Here is a 14,710-nt window from a genome sequence, read left to right on the forward strand (position 1 = left end):
TGCCGTCAGGCGGCGATGAGCTCGAGCTGCAGGCGGTTGGTGAGAGTGATCGCGCGGCGTCCGCGCGGGACGATGAAACCGTCGCGCCGCAGCCGGTTGAGTACGCGCGAGAAGGTTTCCGGCGTCAGGTTGAGTTGCGACGCGATCGTTTGCTTGTCGCATGGAAGATGCACCTCGCCGTCGTCGCTGTCGGCATGTTGCACGAGATAGTGCGCGACGCGCTGCGTGCTGCTGCGCTGCGTGCATTGCTCCATCCCGTCGACCAGTTCGCGCATGCGTTCCGAAAGCCGCGCCATCAGCGCCATCGCGAAGGCCGGCTGCGCCGCCATTGCCGCCTGCAGCACGCTGCGCTGGATGTGCAGCACGATACTGTTGCGCGTGGCCTGTGCCGCGAGGCTCTGACAGCTGTCGCTGAAGATGTTCTCTTCGTAGAAGGTGTCGACCGGCCCGGCGAGCCGCACGACCTTTTCCGCTCCCGCGCTGGAGATCAGGAATAATTTGATTTCGCCTTCGAGCACGAGGTACATGCCGCCGGGCTCCGCGCCGCGATGCATCAGCATCTCGCCGCGCGATGCCCGCTGCGAGCGCACGCCGTGGGCGAGTCGCCCAAGCGCGGCGGTATCGAGTCGATCGAAGGGATCGATGCGGGCGAGGATCTGAACCGTCTGGACCTGGATCGTGTTCATGGCAGGAAGCTCCCTGTGCGTCATGATGCGGGGTCGGGCCGACATTCTTCCGCAAGTGTAGATGCAGAAAACATGATGATCCTAGTGGCATATGCCTCACTTCGCCGCCGACTACCCCTTCAGAGGTATTGGTGGTAAGAGGAAAGTGTCGGATTTTCATGGCCTTTTTTTGACCGGGTAATATCCGGTTACGGATTGGGGTATATGGAGGTATCTCCCATGAATCCAGCGGCCGCTCAGTCGGGGCACGGATTGCGCGGACTGGTGCTGCGCATGTGGCGCATGATCGTCGGGCGCGCCGTGCTGCTGCTTCTGTTGCTGGCGTTCTTCGCGGTCGCCGTGATCGGGGTGGTCGGCATCGGCGTGTCGGTGGTCGTCGTCGAATCCGTGCAGGGCAGCGCCAGCGCCGTGAACGTCGCCGGAAGCCTGCGCCGGCTCATTCATCGGGCGGGCGGTCTCGCGGTGGCGCGCGGGATGGGGGCGGCGGATCAGGCGGCGGTCCGCGACGCGGTCGCACAATTCGACGCGGCACTGGACAGTCCGGTCATCGCCAGCGTGCTGGAGCGCCAGCCGAGCGGCGTCTTCGCGTCGATCTTTCGCGGCGTCGAAGCCGGCTGGATGGCGCGCATCCGGCCCCGCCTGCTGCAGACTCCCGACACGCGGCCAGAAGATCCGCTCGCGAAGGAGCACTACCGCGCGCTGCTGGCGGATGTCGATGCCTTCGCCGAGGAGATCAACACGCTGGTCGCGGTGCTGGAGCACGAGGCCGAGTCGCGCATCGAGCAACTCCGCACGATGCTGGGCGCAGCACTAGCCCTGCTCGTGTTCGTCATCGTGGCGGCGCTCGTCGTGCTGCGGCGGCGCGTGCTCGCGCCGCTGACGGACCTGCGCAGCTGTGCGGCACGCATCGCCCAGGGCGACTTCGAGGCGCGCAGCCGCCACACCGGGCGCGACGAACTGGGACGGGTCGGCGAAGCCTTCAACGCGATGGCGGGCGAGCTGTCCGTCGCCTACCGCGAGCTCGAGGCCCGCGTCGAGAAGAAGACCGCGGACCTCACGCGCAGCAACCGTGCGCTCGAACTCCTGTACTACGTGATCGCGCGCCTCTACCACGCGCCCGCCAGCAGCGAGACCTATTCCGAAACGCTGGAGGACCTCGAGCAGACGCTGGGCCTCAGGGGGAGTTTCATCTGCATCGAGCCCAAGCACGGCGGGCCGGCAGCAGCGATCGCATCGACGATGGGCGAGTGCGCGGAACGCCTTTCGGGCGGCGGGAATTGCGCCCGCTGTTCGGGGCGCACGGCGCCGTGGAGCTACCACCGCGAGGGCGAAGTCGACGTGCTGTTGGTGCCGCTGCGCGATGCCGAGCGCCATTACGGCATGTTGCGCCTCGCGCTGCCGCCGGGTAAGCGCCTGGAGGAATGGGAATGCGACCTGCTCGAGGCGGTGTCGCGCCACATGGGCATCGCGCTCGGCATCTCGCGCCAGAGTGAGCGCGACCGCCTCCTCGCGCTGCAGGAAGAGCGCTCGATCATCGCCCGCGAGCTGCACGATTCGCTCGCGCAGTCGCTGTCCTTCATGAAGATCCAGGTGAGCCTGCTGTCCTCGGCGCTGGCGGGACCGCAGGCGCGCGAAGGCGCCGCGACCATCCTCGCCGATCTGCGCGAAGGCATCAACGTCGCCTACCGCCAGTTGCGCGAACTGCTGGCCACCTTCCGCCTGCGCATCGAGGGCGACTTCGCCCGCCTGCTCGGCAATACCGTATCCGAGTTCGCCCTGCGCAGCGGCTTGCCGATCGGGCTCGATCTCGATCTGGCGGGGGGCCACCTCAACCCGAACCAGGAAATCCACGTCCTGCACATCGTCCGCGAGGCCTTGTCGAATGCGGTGCGCCATGCGCAGGCGACCACCATCCGCGTCGCGCTCACGTCCGCGCCCGACGACGAGATCGAAGTCGTCGTCGAGGACGACGGCCGCGGCGTGGACGCCGACTCACCGGTCGCGGCGCAGCATTTCGGCCTTACGATCATGGCCGAGCGCGCGCGCGGTCTCGGCGGCTCGTTCGAAATGCAGGACTGCCCCGCCGGCGGCACGCGCATCGTCGTGCGCTTCAAGCCGGACCCGGCACAGATTCGCACCCGGATACCCATCGCAGTGGAAGGCAAATGAGCGAAATTCCGCAACGCATCATCATCGTCGACGACCACCCGTTGTTCCGCAAGGGGCTGATCCAGCTGCTGCGCACCGTCCCCGGATTCGACCTCGTAGCCGAAGCCGCGGACGGCAAGGAAGGCATCCGCCAGATCCTGCACCTGCGCCCCGACCTGCTGCTGCTCGACCTCAACATGAAGGAGATGTCCGGACTCGAAGTGCTGCGCTTCGTGAAGCAGGCCGATCTCGACACTCGTGTCGTGATGGTCACCGTCTCGGACGCCGCCGACGACCTCGTCGCCGCGCTGCGCGCCGGAGCGGACGGTTACCTGCTCAAGGACATGGAACCGGAGGAGATGGTGGAGGCGCTGCGCACGGCCGCTGCCGGGCGCATCGTCGTCTCCGACGCGCTCACGCACCTGTTGGCGGCCGCCCTGCGTGACGAAAAACGCCCCGAGAGCGCGTCGGCGGCCGGACTCACCGAGCGCGAGCAGGGCATCCTCGATTGCATCGCGGGCGGCCTGTCGAACAAGCAGATCGCGCGCGAACTCAACATCGCCGAAGGCACCGTAAAGGTGCACGTCAAGCACCTGTTGCGCAAGCTCAACTTCCGTTCGCGCGTGGAGGCGGCCGTCTGGGCCGTCGAGCACACGCGCAGCGAACGTTGATCCAGCCGCCGGGCTGGCTAAAGATGGGAGTCATTCTCATCTTGATGGCAGTCAAGGTTCGGCGTACCGGGCGCGTGTCCAATGAAAACCATGGATGTTTCAGGGTATTGCGCTCGCTTCATGTCGACTTCACGCCGCGGTTTTCTCAGGGGCCGCATTGGTTCCGATCCCGACATGCAGCGCCCGCCCTGGGCGATTGCCGATGGCGCGTTCGAGGACCGGTGCACACGCTGCGGCGACTGTCTGAAGGCCTGTCCGCCCGCGATTCTGGTCGCTGCCCCCGGCGGCTATCCGGTTGTCGATTTCAGCCGCGGCGAATGCAGCTTCTGCGGTGACTGCGTCGCGGCCTGCAAGGCGGAAGCCCTGCGGCGGGCCGATGATGCGGCAACGCCGTGGCAGCTCAGGGCGGTGATCGGCGACGCCTGCCTCGCACGCCGCGGCGTCGAGTGCCGGGTGTGCGGCGAGGTGTGCAGCGAAACCGCGATCCGCTTCCGGCCAAGCCTCGGCGGTGTCGCGCAGCCCCTGTTCGACGCCGGGCGCTGCACCGGCGGCGGCGGCTGCCAGGCACCCTGTCCGACCGGCGCCATCGCAATGAAGAATGAAGTGGAGATGTCTGTATGAAGATCGCAAGTCTCGTCGTTCGGGTCAGCCCGGAGCACATCGACGCCCTGAAGGACGCGCTGCTGAGGATTCCCGGCGTCGAGCTGCACGGCGCCAGTGCCGAACTCGGGCGCGTCATCGTCACCGTCGAGGATGGCGAGGGCTACGCGATGACCGACTCCCTGCTGGCCGTCAACCTCGCCCCGCACGTGCTCGGCGTGACGCTGGCCTACGAATACACGGATGAAGGTTTGGAACACGAATTGGAACACCCGGAACCGATCCCGGGCCTGCCGCTCGCGGCGGACCGAATCGGCAGCGCTCAGGACAAGGAGGCTTGAAATGACCATGGATAGACGCGAATTCATCAAGACCAATGCCATCGCGGCCGCCGCGGCGACCGCCGGCATCGGCATTCCGGTGGTGGCCGAGGCGCAGGCCCAGCCCGCCGGCTCCGCCTCCACGAAGGTGCGCTGGGACAAGGCCGCCTGCCGCTTCTGCGGCGTCGGCTGCTCGGTGCTCGTCGGCGTGCAGAACGGCCGCGTCGTCGCCACCCAGGGCGACCCCGATTCGCCCGTGAACCGCGGAATCAACTGCATCAAGGGCTATTTCCTGTCGAAGATCATGTACGGCAACGACCGGCTCACCAAGCCCCTGCTGCGCATGAAGGGCGGCAAGTACGACAAGAACGGCGAGTTCGCCCCGGTCAGCTGGGACCAGGCCTTCGACATCATGGCCGAGAAATGGAAGGCCGCGATCAAGCAGCACGGCAACGATTCCGTCGGCATGTTCGGCTCGGGTCAATGGACCATCTGGGAAGGCTACGCCGCGGCCAAGCTGCACAAGGCCGGCCTGCGCAGCAACAACCTCGACCCCAACGCGCGCCACTGCATGGCCTCCGCGGTCGCGGGCTTCATGCGCACCTTCGGCATCGACGAGCCAATGGGCTGCTACGACGACATCGAGAACGCCGACGGCTTCGTGCTGTGGGGCTCGAACATGGCGGAAATGCACCCCATCCTGTGGTCGCGTATCACCGACCGCCGCCTGTCCAAGGAAGGCAGCGAGGTGCACGTGCTGTCGACCTTCGAGCATCGCTCCTTCGAGCTCGCCGACAACGGCATGATCTTCGTGCCGAACACCGATCTGGCGATCCTGAACTACATCTGCAACTACATCATCCAGAACAAGAAAGTTAACACCGAGTTCGTCAAGACGCGGGTCAACTTCAAGAAGGGCGAAACCGACATCGGTTTCGGCCTGCGCCCCAACCACGCCCTCGAAGCCAACGCCACCAACAACGGCTATCCCGGCGCCGACGGCAAGCCCAAGGGCAACACCGGTGCGGCGACCGACATCAGCTTCGAGGAGTTCGCCAAGTTCGTGTCCGAGTACACGGCCGAGAAGGTGTCGAAGCTCTCCGGCGTCCCCGTCGATCGCCTCGAGCGCATGGCCAAGCTCTACGCCGACCCGAACAAGAAGGTCATGTCCTTCTGGACCATGGGCTTCAATCAGCACACCCGTGGCACGTGGGTGAACAACATGATCTACAACGTGCACCTGCTGACGGGCAAGATCTCCGAGCCCGGCAACAGCCCGTTCTCGCTCACCGGCCAGCCCTCCGCCTGCGGCACCGCGCGCGAGGTCGGCACCTTCTCGCACCGCCTGCCGGCCGACATGGTCGTCACCAACCCGATGCACCGTGCGATCACCGAGAAGATCTGGCAGCTGCCCGACGGCACCATCCCCGAGAAGATCGGCTACCACGCCGTCGCGCAGAGCCGCGCGCTCAAGGACGGCAAGCTCAAGTGCTACTGGACCAGCACGACCAACAACATGCAGGCCGGTCCGAACATCAACGGCGAGATCTACCCCGGCTGGCGCAACCCCGAGACCTTCATCGTCGTGTCGGACTGCTATCCGACCGTGTCCGCGCTGTCGGCCGACCTGATCCTGCCCGCTGCGATGTGGGCAGAGAAGGAAGGCGCCTTCGGCAACGCCGAACGCCGCACCCAGTTCTGGCGCCAGCAGGTGGCGCCCCCGGGCCAGGCCAAGTCCGACCTGTGGCAGCTCCTCGAATTCTCCAAGCGCTTCAAGGTCGAGGACGTGTGGCCCGCCGAGCTCATCGCCAAGAAGCCCGAGTACAAGGGCAAGACCCTGTTCGACATCCTCTACAAGAACGGCACGGTCAACAAATTCCCGCTCGCCGACGTCGAGAAGACGAACTCGCACGCGATCCCCGGCTACATGAACGACGAGTCGAAGGAGCTCGGCTTCTACCTGCAGAAGGGCCTGTTCGAGGAATACGCCCAGTTCGGCCGCGGCCACGGCCACGACCTCGCCGACTTTGCCGTATACCACAAGGCGCGCGGCCTCCGCTGGCCGGTCGTCGAAGGCAAGGAAACCCTGTGGCGCTTCCGCGAAGGCTACGACCCCTACGTCAAGACCGGCGAGGGCGTGAAGTTCTACGGCCACAAGGACGGCAAGGCGGTCATCTTCGCGCTGCCCTACCAGGATCCGCCGGAAATGCCGGACAAGGACTACGACATGTGGTTGTGCACGGGCCGTGTGCTCGAGCACTGGCACACGGGCACCATGACGCGCCGCGTGCCCGAGCTGCACCGCTCGGTGCCCGAAGCCCAGATCTTCATGCACCCGGACGACGCCACCAAGCGCGGCCTGCAGCGCGGCATGATGGTCAAGGTCGTCTCGCGTCGCGGCGAGATCACCGCACGCCTGGAAACCCGCGGCCGCAACAAGCCGCCCGTCGGTCTCATCTTCATTCCGTTCTTCGACGAAGGGCGCCTGGTGAACAAGCTCACGCTCGATGCCACCTGCCCGATCTCGAAGGAAACGGACTTCAAGAAGTGCGCCGTCAAGGTGCTCAAGGTCTGACCGCGGAATAGGGCGCCGGAGCAGCGATCATGGGTGACATGCAGGACAAGCCGGTCGGCCAGGGAGGCCCCTCGCCCCGCCGCCGCTTCCTCCGGGAAGCGGCGGGGGTCGCGGGCGGCGCCTGCCTGCTGTCGCTCGGCGTCGGCCTGTACGCGAAGCAGGCCAGCGCTCTGCCCGCGGTCGCCCTGCGCCCGCCCGGCGCGCTCGCGGAAAGCGATTTCCTCGCCGCCTGCGTGCGCTGCGGCCTGTGCGTGCGCGACTGTCCCTACGACACGCTCAAGCTCGCAGAGCTCGGCGACGGCGTCGCGACCGGCACCCCGTACTTCGCCGCACGCCAGATCCCGTGCGAGATGTGCGAGGACATCCCGTGCGTCGTGGCGTGCCCGACCGGTGCGCTCGACCGCAGCCTCACCGACATCGGCAAGGCCCGCATGGGCCTCGCGGTGCTGATCGATCACGAGACCTGCCTCAACTTCCTCGGCCTGCGCTGCGACGTCTGCTATCGCGTGTGTCCGGTCATCGACAAGGCGATCACGCTGGAGCGTCAGCACAATCCCCGCTCCGACCGCCACGCGATGCTGCTGCCCACCGTGCACTCGGATTACTGCACCGGCTGCGGCAAATGCGAGAAATCCTGCGTGCTGCCGGGCGAAGCCGCGATCAAGGTGTTGCCGGTGAAACTCGCGCAGGGCTCGAAGGCCGAGCACTACCGCAAGGGCTGGGAAGAGAAGGAAGCCGCCGGCCAGTCGCTGATCGGCGAGCAGATCGAGCTGCCCGTGCGCGGCCTCGAAGGCAAGTCCTACGGCGACACGCGTGTACTGCCCGGACAGGGCCCGGCCCCCGCGCCCGCCACGCCCGCCCCGCCGGGGAGCGGCCTCGACTCCGGGTGGAAGCCATGAGCACCGTCGCCTCCATGCCGAAAGCCGCGCGCCCGCGTGTCGGCGCCGACGCCATCGCCAGCAAGGGCTGGCTGGGCGCGCACAAGTGGCTCGTCCTGCGCCGCCTGTCGCAGCTCGGCATCCTTGCGCTATTCCTCGCCGGGCCGTGGTTCGGGCTGTGGATCGTCAAGGGCAACCTCTCGTCCAGCCTCACGCTCGACGTGCTGCCGCTCACCGACCCCTTCCTGCTCGTCCAGTCGCTCGCGGCCGGAACGCTCCCGTACAAGGAGGCCCTGATCGGCGCCGGCATCGTCGTCGCCTTCTACCTCATCGTCGGCGGGCGCGTGTTCTGCGCGTGGGTATGCCCGATGAACCTCGTCACCGACGCCGCCGCATGGCTGCGCCGGCGTCTCGGTCTCAAGGGCGGCAAGATCCCCTCGGGCGCCACGCGCTACTGGCTGCTCGGCCTCCTGCTCCTCGCCGCCTTCGCGACCGGCAGTCTCGCGTGGGAATGGGTCAATCCGGTATCGATGCTGCACCGTGGCCTCATCTTCGGCTTCGGCCTCGCGTGGGGCATCGTCGGCGGCGTCTTTCTCTACGACCTGCTGATCGCCACGCGCGGCTGGTGCGGCCACATCTGCCCGATGGGCGCCTTCTATAGCCTGTTCGGCAGCGCCGCGCTGGTCCGTGTCAGCGCCGCACACCGCAGCGCCTGCGATGACTGCATGGACTGCTTTGTCGTATGCCCCGAACCCCAGGTCATCCGTCCCGCCCTCAAGGCGGCCGGCCAGGACCATCCCGTCATTCTCGACCGCAACTGCACCAACTGTGGCCGCTGCGTCGATGTATGCGGCAGGAACGTTTTTCGAATCACGACCCGATTTGATAGGAGCGAGTCATGAAAAAACAGACCCGTAACCTGACGCTGGCGCTCATTGCCGCCGTGAGTTTCGGTACCTTCGGCGGACAGGCCGCCTTCGCCCAGCAGGTGCAGAGTCTGCGCGGCGCACCGGTCGACGCGGCCGAGCCGGTCACCCCGGCGGCGCACATCCGGCCCGACGGGCCGGCCATATCGCGCGACTACGTGCAGCAGCCACCCTTGATTCCGCACAAGGTCGAGGGCTATGAAGTCACGAAGAATTTCAACAAGTGCATGGACTGCCACGCGTGGAGCCGCTACCAGGAGTTCAACGCGACCAAGGTCAGCCTCACCCACTTCAAGGACCGCGACGGCGGCGAGCTCTCGAACGTCTCGCCGCGCCGCTACTTCTGCCTGCAGTGCCACATCCCGCAGACCGACGCCAAGCCGCTGGTCGATAACAACTTCAAACGCGCCGAGGGCCTGCGCTGATCCTCGACGCCTAACGGACAGGGAACCAACATGACCCAGGACAACAACAACGCGAAGGGCAGCCTGTGGCAGCGCCTGCGTCGCCTCGTGTTCGGCGTCGTCGGCATTGCCTTCGTCGCCGGCATCATCTTCTGGGGCGGCTTCAACACGGTGCTGGAACTCACCAACCGCGAAGCCTTCTGCATCGGCTGTCACGAGATGAAGGAAAACGTCTTCAAGGAGTACCGCAACACCATCCACTACCAGAACCGCACCGGCGTGCGCGCCACCTGCCCGGATTGCCACGTGCCCAAGGAATGGATTCCCAAGATCATCCGCAAGATCCAGGCATCCAACGAAGTCTTCCACCACCTGCTCGGCACCATCGACACGCCCGAGAAGTTCAACGCCAAGCGCGTCCAGCTCGCCCAGAACGAATGGCGCCGCATGAAGAAGAACAACTCGCAGGAGTGCCGCAACTGCCACAACTACGAGTATTTCGACTACTCCGTGCAGGGTCGCCGCTCCAACAAGGCGCACCAGAGCGGGCTTGCCGAAGGCAAGACCTGCATCGACTGCCACAAGGGCATCGCGCACTCCCTGCCGCCGATCGAGCAGGACATCGGCGCCGCGCGCGAAAGCGTCGCGCCCGAGGTGTTCCACCCGTCGGTTCCGCCCAAGCAGGACTGAAATTCCCGCTCCTCGCCGGTCCCGCCGCGATTTCACCGATCTACTGGTGAAATCGCGGTTTTCCCGTTTCCGGATCTCCCGAACCGGTCGCGTCTGTGGTTAAATTCACGCCCATGCTTTATGCTAATGATCTCGCCTGCGTGAAGGGTGACCGCCCGTTGTTCCGTGGCCTTTCCCTGCGGGTCGCCCCGGGGGACCTGCTGCGCGTTGCCGGTCCGAACGGATACGGCAAGACCAGTCTGCTACGCATCCTGTGTGGCCTCGCAATGCCCGAGAGCGGCGAAATCCGCTGGAACGACGTTCCCGTCAATCGCGACCGCGAAAGCTACCATCGTTCCCTGTTGTACCTCGGACATGCGCCGGCGCTCAATGACCTCCTCTCGCCGCTCGAAAACCTGCGCTTCGCCTGTGCCTCGGGTGGCGACGAGGTCGACGAGGATGCCTGCATCGATGCCCTCGTGCGCATCGGTCTCGCCCAGCAGCTCGACCTGCCCGCCCGCGTCCTGTCGCAGGGGCAGCGCCGGCGCGTCGGGCTGGCCCGCCTGTTCCTCGAGGCTGACCGCAAGCTGTGGATTCTTGATGAGCCTTTCACGGCTCTCGACGTTGCTGCGGTGGCCGACCTGACGGCCACCCTTTCCGAACATTGCGCCGCCGGCGGCATGGTGGTGCTCACCACTCACCAGGATGCACCCTTCGCCAAGGCTCCGACGGTGCTCGATCTTGCCGAGGTAGCCTGTTGAGCCGCGCCCTGGGTCCCTTCGTCGCGGTCCTGGGCCGCGATCTTCTGCTGGCATGGCGCGGTCGCGCCGACGTCCTCGTCACGCTCGCATTCTTCGTCGTTGTCGTGTGCCTGTTCCCCTTCGGGGTCGGCGCCGAGCCCAACCAGTTGCGCGCCATCGCGCCGGGCGTGCTGTGGGTGGCCGCGCTGCTGTCCACGCTGCTGTCGCTGCATCGCCTGTTCGCGCAGGATCATGCCGACGGCACGCTCGAACAACTCCTGCTCACGCCCGAGCCTACCGTCCTGTGGGTCGTCGCCAAGATCTGCGCCCACTGGATCGCCACCGGCCTGCCACTCTTGATCGTCGCGCCGGGGTTGGCCCTGCTGTTTGACGTCGAGCAAGGTGCGTTGGGGGTGCTGGTCCTATCGTTGGCGCTCGGAACCCCGATCCTCGCGCTGCTGGGTGCGGTCGGTGCCGCGCTGACGCTGGGCCTGCGCGGCGGCGGCATGTTGCTCGCGCTCCTGGTGCTGCCCTTGTTCGTGCCGGTGCTGATCTTCGGTGCCGGCGCAGTCGACGCTTACCTGTCCGGATCCGGCGCCCAGGCACATCTTTTGCTTCTGGGTGGCGGCCTGCTGGGTTCCCTGGCTCTGGCGCCGCTGGCCTGTGCCGCAGCCCTCCGAATTGCGGTTGAATGATGAAAGACATGCAAAAACCCGAACGCAGCAAGAGCATCTTCCGTTTCGCTGCTCCCCAGATGTTCTACCCCCTGGCCGGCCGGCTTGCTCCCTGGTTCGCGGGCGTCGCAGCGATCCTCGCGGCGATCGGTCTTTGGCTGGGATTCTTCGTCGCGCCGACCGATGCCGTTCAGGGCGACGTCTATCGCGTCATCTACATCCACGTCGCCGCGGCCTGGATGTCGATGTTCATCTATATGGTCATGGCCTTCTGGTCCTTTGTCGGGCTGGTCATGAACACCCGCCTGTCCTTCATCATGTCGCAGGCGCTCGCGCCTACCGGCGCCATGTTCTGCTTCGTCGCGCTGTGGACCGGCGCACTGTGGGGCAAGCCGACCTGGGGCGCCTACTGGGTATGGGACGCGCGCCTGACTTCCCAGTTATTGCTCCTTTTCCTGTATCTGGGATTCATGGCGCTCACCCGCGCAATCGAAGACCCTCGCCGCGCAGACAAGGCCGGGGCGATCATCGCGCTCGTCGGCGCGGTCAACGTCCCGATCATCTATTTTTCGGTGAAGTGGTGGAACACCCTGCACCAGGGTGCTTCCGTCAGTCTCAACAAGGCGCCTTCGATGGCGACGACCATGCTGACCGGGATGCTGGTCATGGCGTTTGCCGCGTGGGCCTACACCATCGCGGTCACGCTGTGGCGCGTGCGTTCGCTGATCCTTGAACGCGAACGTCATACCGAGTGGGTCGCGGCCGAACTGAACGCGCTGGAGGGCAAGATCTGATGCAGTGGGAATCCTGGAGTGCCTTCTGGGACATGGGTGGATTCGCCCCCTTCGTGTGGGGCAGTTACGGCGTGATGCTGTTGCTCGTGATCGGGGAACTGATCCTCGTCGTGCGTCGTCGTAGGGATACCGTACGGCGCCTGTTGCGCCTGCGTCGGGCCAATGCGGCCGGCGCGGGCGGGCGCCGTGCTTTTGAGGAGATCGTTGAATGAAACCCCGTAGCAAACGGCTGATGCTGCTCGGCGGCGCTGTCGCACTGCTGATCGGGGCGGTGGCGCTCGTGCTCACCGCCTTCCAGGAGAACCTCGTGTTCTTCCATACCCCCACCGAAGTCGCCGAAGGCAAGGCACCGAGCGGGCGCACCTTCCGCATCGGCGGTCTGGTCGAGCCCGGCTCGATCAAGCGCGCGGCCGACGGCCTGACCGTGCAGTTCGCGATCACCGACACCGCGAAGGTCATTCCCGTGACCTACAAGGGCTCGCTGCCTGATCTCTTCAGCGAGGGCAAGGGCGCGGTCGTGCAGGGCAAGATGGGCCCGGACGGCCAGTTCACCGCCTCCGAGGTGCTCGCCAAGCACGACGAGAACTACATGCCGCCCGAAGCGCAGCACGCGGTCGACCAAGCGCAGAAGACCGCCAAGACGGTGAAGCAATGATTCCCGAACTCGGCCATTTCTCCCTCATCCTCGCGCTGATCCTCGCTTTCGTGCAGGGCGTGGTGCCGCTCATCGGCGCGAGCCGCAACCGCCTCGCACTGATGTCCGTCGGTCGCACCGCCGCGCAGGGTCAGTTCCTGTTCATCGCGTTTTCGTTCGGCTGTCTCACCTGGTCCTTCATCAACAGCGATTTCTCCCTGCAACTGGCCGCCAGCAACTCGCACTCGGCAACCCCGCTGATCTACAGGATCACCGGCGTGTGGGGCAACCACGAGGGCTCGCTGCTGCTGTGGTCGATGTCGCTCGCGCTGTGGACCGTCGCCGTGACGGTGTTCAGCCGCAACCTGCCCGAGATCTTCATGGCGCGCGTGCTCGGCGTGCTCGGTCTGGTGAGCAGCGGCTTCCTGCTGTTCCTGCTGGTCACCTCCAACCCGTTCGACCGCATCCTGCCCGGCGCACCCGAAGGCCGCGACCTCAATCCGCTGCTGCAGGATCCGGGCATGATCATCCATCCGCCGCTGCTCTACATGGGCTACGTCGGCTTCTCGGTCGCCTTCGCATTCGCGATCGCCGCGCTCCTCTCCGGCCGCATGGATGCCGCCTGGGCACGCTGGTCGCGTCCGTGGACGATCGTCGCGTGGGTCTTCCTTACTTCCGGCATCGCCATCGGCTCAGGCTGGGCCTACTACGAGCTCGGCTGGGGCGGCTGGTGGTTCTGGGATCCGGTCGAGAACGCGTCCTTCATGCCGTGGTTGCTGGGCACCGCACTGATGCACTCGCTGGCAGTCACCGAGAAGCGCGGCGCCTTCCGCAGCTGGACCGTCCTCCTCGCCATCGGCGCGTTCTCGCTGTCGCTGATGGGCACCTTCCTCGTCCGCTCGGGCGTGCTGACCTCGGTGCACGCGTTCGCCACCGATCCCGCACGCGGCCTCTTCGTGCTGGCGCTGCTGGTCGTCGTGATCGGCGTCTCTCTGACGCTGTTCGCGTGGCGTGCGCCCACCCTGGCCGGGGGCGGCAGCTTCGGCCTCGTGTCGCGCGAGGCCTCGCTGCTCGGCAACAACGTCCTGCTGTCCGTCGCCTGTGGCTCCGTGCTGCTCGGCACGCTCTATCCGCTGTTCATCGATGCGCTGAACCTCGGCAAGATCTCGGTCGGGCCGCCGTACTTCGAAACCGTGTTCGTGCCGCTGATGACACCGGTGATCGTGCTGATGATGATCGGCCCCTTCGTCCGCTGGAAGGGCGATGAAGGCAACCGCGTCCTGCGCAAGATCGCCCCGGGTCTGGTTGCGAGTGTCGTCCTCGGGATCGGTGCCGCTTTCGCGATCGGTCACGTCACGTGGCGTACCGCCCTGGGGCTATCCCTTGCGGCGTGGGTCCTGATCGGCAGCGCCCAGATCCTGTGGCAGCGTCTCGCCGACCGTCAGGGTGCGGGAGCGGGTTCCCGCCTGCGCAGCATTCCCGCAGCGTGGTGGGGCATGTGGTTCGCCCACCTGGGGATCGGCGTGTTCATCATCGGCGTCGCCTTGGTCGGCAGTCTCAACAGCCAGATCCAGGTGAAGATGCTGCCGGGCGACACCGCACAGCTCGCCGGTTACACCTTCACCTTCCGCGGCGTCGCGGACGCTCCGGGACCGAACTACGCTGCCGCGCGTGCCACGATCGATGTGAGCCGCGGGGGCGTCACGTTTGCGACGCTGACGCCGGAGAAGCGCTTCTATGAAGCGCAGGGCATGCCGATGACCGAGGCTTCGATCGACATCGGCCCGCTCCGCGACGTGTACGTGAACCTCGGCGACCAGCTCGAGGACGGCTCTTGGGTCGTGGGCCTGTTCTACCGTCCGTTCATCAGCTGGATCTGGGTCGGTTGCACCTTGATGGCGCTGGGTGGCATCTTCGCCGCCGCAGACCGCCGCTACCGCCGTCTTGCCGAGCGCGAAGCCCCTGCGGGGGCGGCGCGCCAGGCTGCTTGA

General features: G+C 66.2%; 16 protein-coding genes. 15 read left to right on the forward strand and 1 reads right to left on the reverse strand.

Going from position 1 to position 14,710, the window contains the following annotated elements:
* Positions 1-5: 5 nt before the first annotated feature.
* Complete coding sequence (locus AzCIB_RS01120) at positions 6-686, reverse strand: Crp/Fnr family transcriptional regulator (protein WP_050414201.1); 681 nt, start codon at positions 684-686, stop codon at positions 6-8.
* A gap of 219 nt (positions 687-905) precedes the next feature.
* Here AzCIB_RS01120 and AzCIB_RS01125 point away from each other — a divergent pair, with 219 nt between their 5' ends.
* The 15 genes from AzCIB_RS01125 (at position 906) to AzCIB_RS01195 (ending at position 14,710) form a co-directional block, all read left to right on the forward strand.
* On the forward strand, positions 906-2,855 hold the full coding sequence (locus tag AzCIB_RS01125) for an ATP-binding protein (RefSeq protein ID WP_050414202.1): 1,950 nt from the start codon (positions 906-908) through the stop codon (positions 2,853-2,855).
* Positions 2,852-3,505, forward strand: a complete 654-nt coding sequence (gene narL, locus AzCIB_RS01130; protein WP_050414203.1) for a two-component system response regulator NarL — start codon at positions 2,852-2,854, stop codon at positions 3,503-3,505. Before AzCIB_RS01125 ends, narL begins: the two co-directional genes overlap by 4 nt.
* 120 nt (positions 3,506-3,625) lie before the next feature.
* Positions 3,626-4,126 (forward strand): ferredoxin-type protein NapF, encoded by a 501-nt coding sequence (napF, locus tag AzCIB_RS01135; protein ID WP_050414204.1) that lies wholly within the window; start codon positions 3,626-3,628, stop codon positions 4,124-4,126.
* On the forward strand, positions 4,123-4,446 hold the full coding sequence (locus AzCIB_RS01140; RefSeq protein ID WP_050414205.1) for a chaperone NapD: 324 nt from the start codon (positions 4,123-4,125) through the stop codon (positions 4,444-4,446). The genes napF and AzCIB_RS01140 overlap by 4 nt, the downstream gene beginning before the upstream one ends.
* A 1-nt stretch (position 4,447) precedes the next feature.
* Complete coding sequence (napA, locus tag AzCIB_RS01145; RefSeq protein WP_050414206.1) at positions 4,448-7,000, forward strand: nitrate reductase catalytic subunit NapA; 2,553 nt, start codon at positions 4,448-4,450, stop codon at positions 6,998-7,000.
* Positions 7,001-7,029: 29 nt separating this feature from the next.
* Positions 7,030-7,899 (forward strand): ferredoxin-type protein NapG, encoded by an 870-nt coding sequence (gene napG, locus AzCIB_RS01150; protein WP_157058398.1) that lies wholly within the window; start codon positions 7,030-7,032, stop codon positions 7,897-7,899.
* Complete coding sequence (gene napH / locus AzCIB_RS01155; RefSeq protein WP_050414207.1) at positions 7,896-8,780, forward strand: quinol dehydrogenase ferredoxin subunit NapH; 885 nt, start codon at positions 7,896-7,898, stop codon at positions 8,778-8,780. Before napG ends, napH begins: the two co-directional genes overlap by 4 nt.
* Positions 8,777-9,229, forward strand: coding sequence for a nitrate reductase cytochrome c-type subunit (locus AzCIB_RS01160; RefSeq protein ID WP_050414208.1), 453 nt, complete (start codon positions 8,777-8,779; stop codon positions 9,227-9,229). The genes napH and AzCIB_RS01160 overlap by 4 nt, the downstream gene beginning before the upstream one ends.
* A 30-nt stretch (positions 9,230-9,259) precedes the next feature.
* On the forward strand, positions 9,260-9,898 hold the full coding sequence (locus AzCIB_RS01165; protein ID WP_050414209.1) for a NapC/NirT family cytochrome c: 639 nt from the start codon (positions 9,260-9,262) through the stop codon (positions 9,896-9,898).
* A gap of 113 nt (positions 9,899-10,011) precedes the next feature.
* Positions 10,012-10,638: a cytochrome c biogenesis heme-transporting ATPase CcmA gene (gene ccmA, locus AzCIB_RS01170; RefSeq protein WP_050414210.1), complete on the forward strand. Its 627-nt coding sequence runs from the start codon at positions 10,012-10,014 to the stop codon at positions 10,636-10,638.
* Positions 10,635-11,312, forward strand: a complete 678-nt coding sequence (ccmB, locus tag AzCIB_RS01175) for a heme exporter protein CcmB (protein WP_050414211.1) — start codon at positions 10,635-10,637, stop codon at positions 11,310-11,312. The genes ccmA and ccmB overlap by 4 nt, the downstream gene beginning before the upstream one ends.
* 8 nt (positions 11,313-11,320) lie before the next feature.
* Positions 11,321-12,085 carry a heme ABC transporter permease CcmC gene (ccmC, locus tag AzCIB_RS01180; protein ID WP_050418143.1) on the forward strand — a complete coding sequence of 255 codons (765 nt, stop codon included), beginning with the start codon at positions 11,321-11,323 and terminating at the stop codon, positions 12,083-12,085.
* Positions 12,085-12,297, forward strand: a complete 213-nt coding sequence (gene ccmD / locus AzCIB_RS01185) for a heme exporter protein CcmD (RefSeq protein ID WP_050414212.1) — start codon at positions 12,085-12,087, stop codon at positions 12,295-12,297. Before ccmC ends, ccmD begins: the two co-directional genes overlap by 1 nt.
* Positions 12,294-12,740: a cytochrome c maturation protein CcmE gene (gene ccmE / locus AzCIB_RS01190; protein WP_050414213.1), complete on the forward strand. Its 447-nt coding sequence runs from the start codon at positions 12,294-12,296 to the stop codon at positions 12,738-12,740. Before ccmD ends, ccmE begins: the two co-directional genes overlap by 4 nt.
* Positions 12,737-14,710, forward strand: a complete 1,974-nt coding sequence (locus AzCIB_RS01195) for a heme lyase CcmF/NrfE family subunit (RefSeq protein WP_050414214.1) — start codon at positions 12,737-12,739, stop codon at positions 14,708-14,710. The genes ccmE and AzCIB_RS01195 overlap by 4 nt, the downstream gene beginning before the upstream one ends.

Source organism: Azoarcus sp. CIB (assembly GCF_001190925.1).
GTDB lineage: Bacteria > Pseudomonadota > Gammaproteobacteria > Burkholderiales > Rhodocyclaceae > Aromatoleum.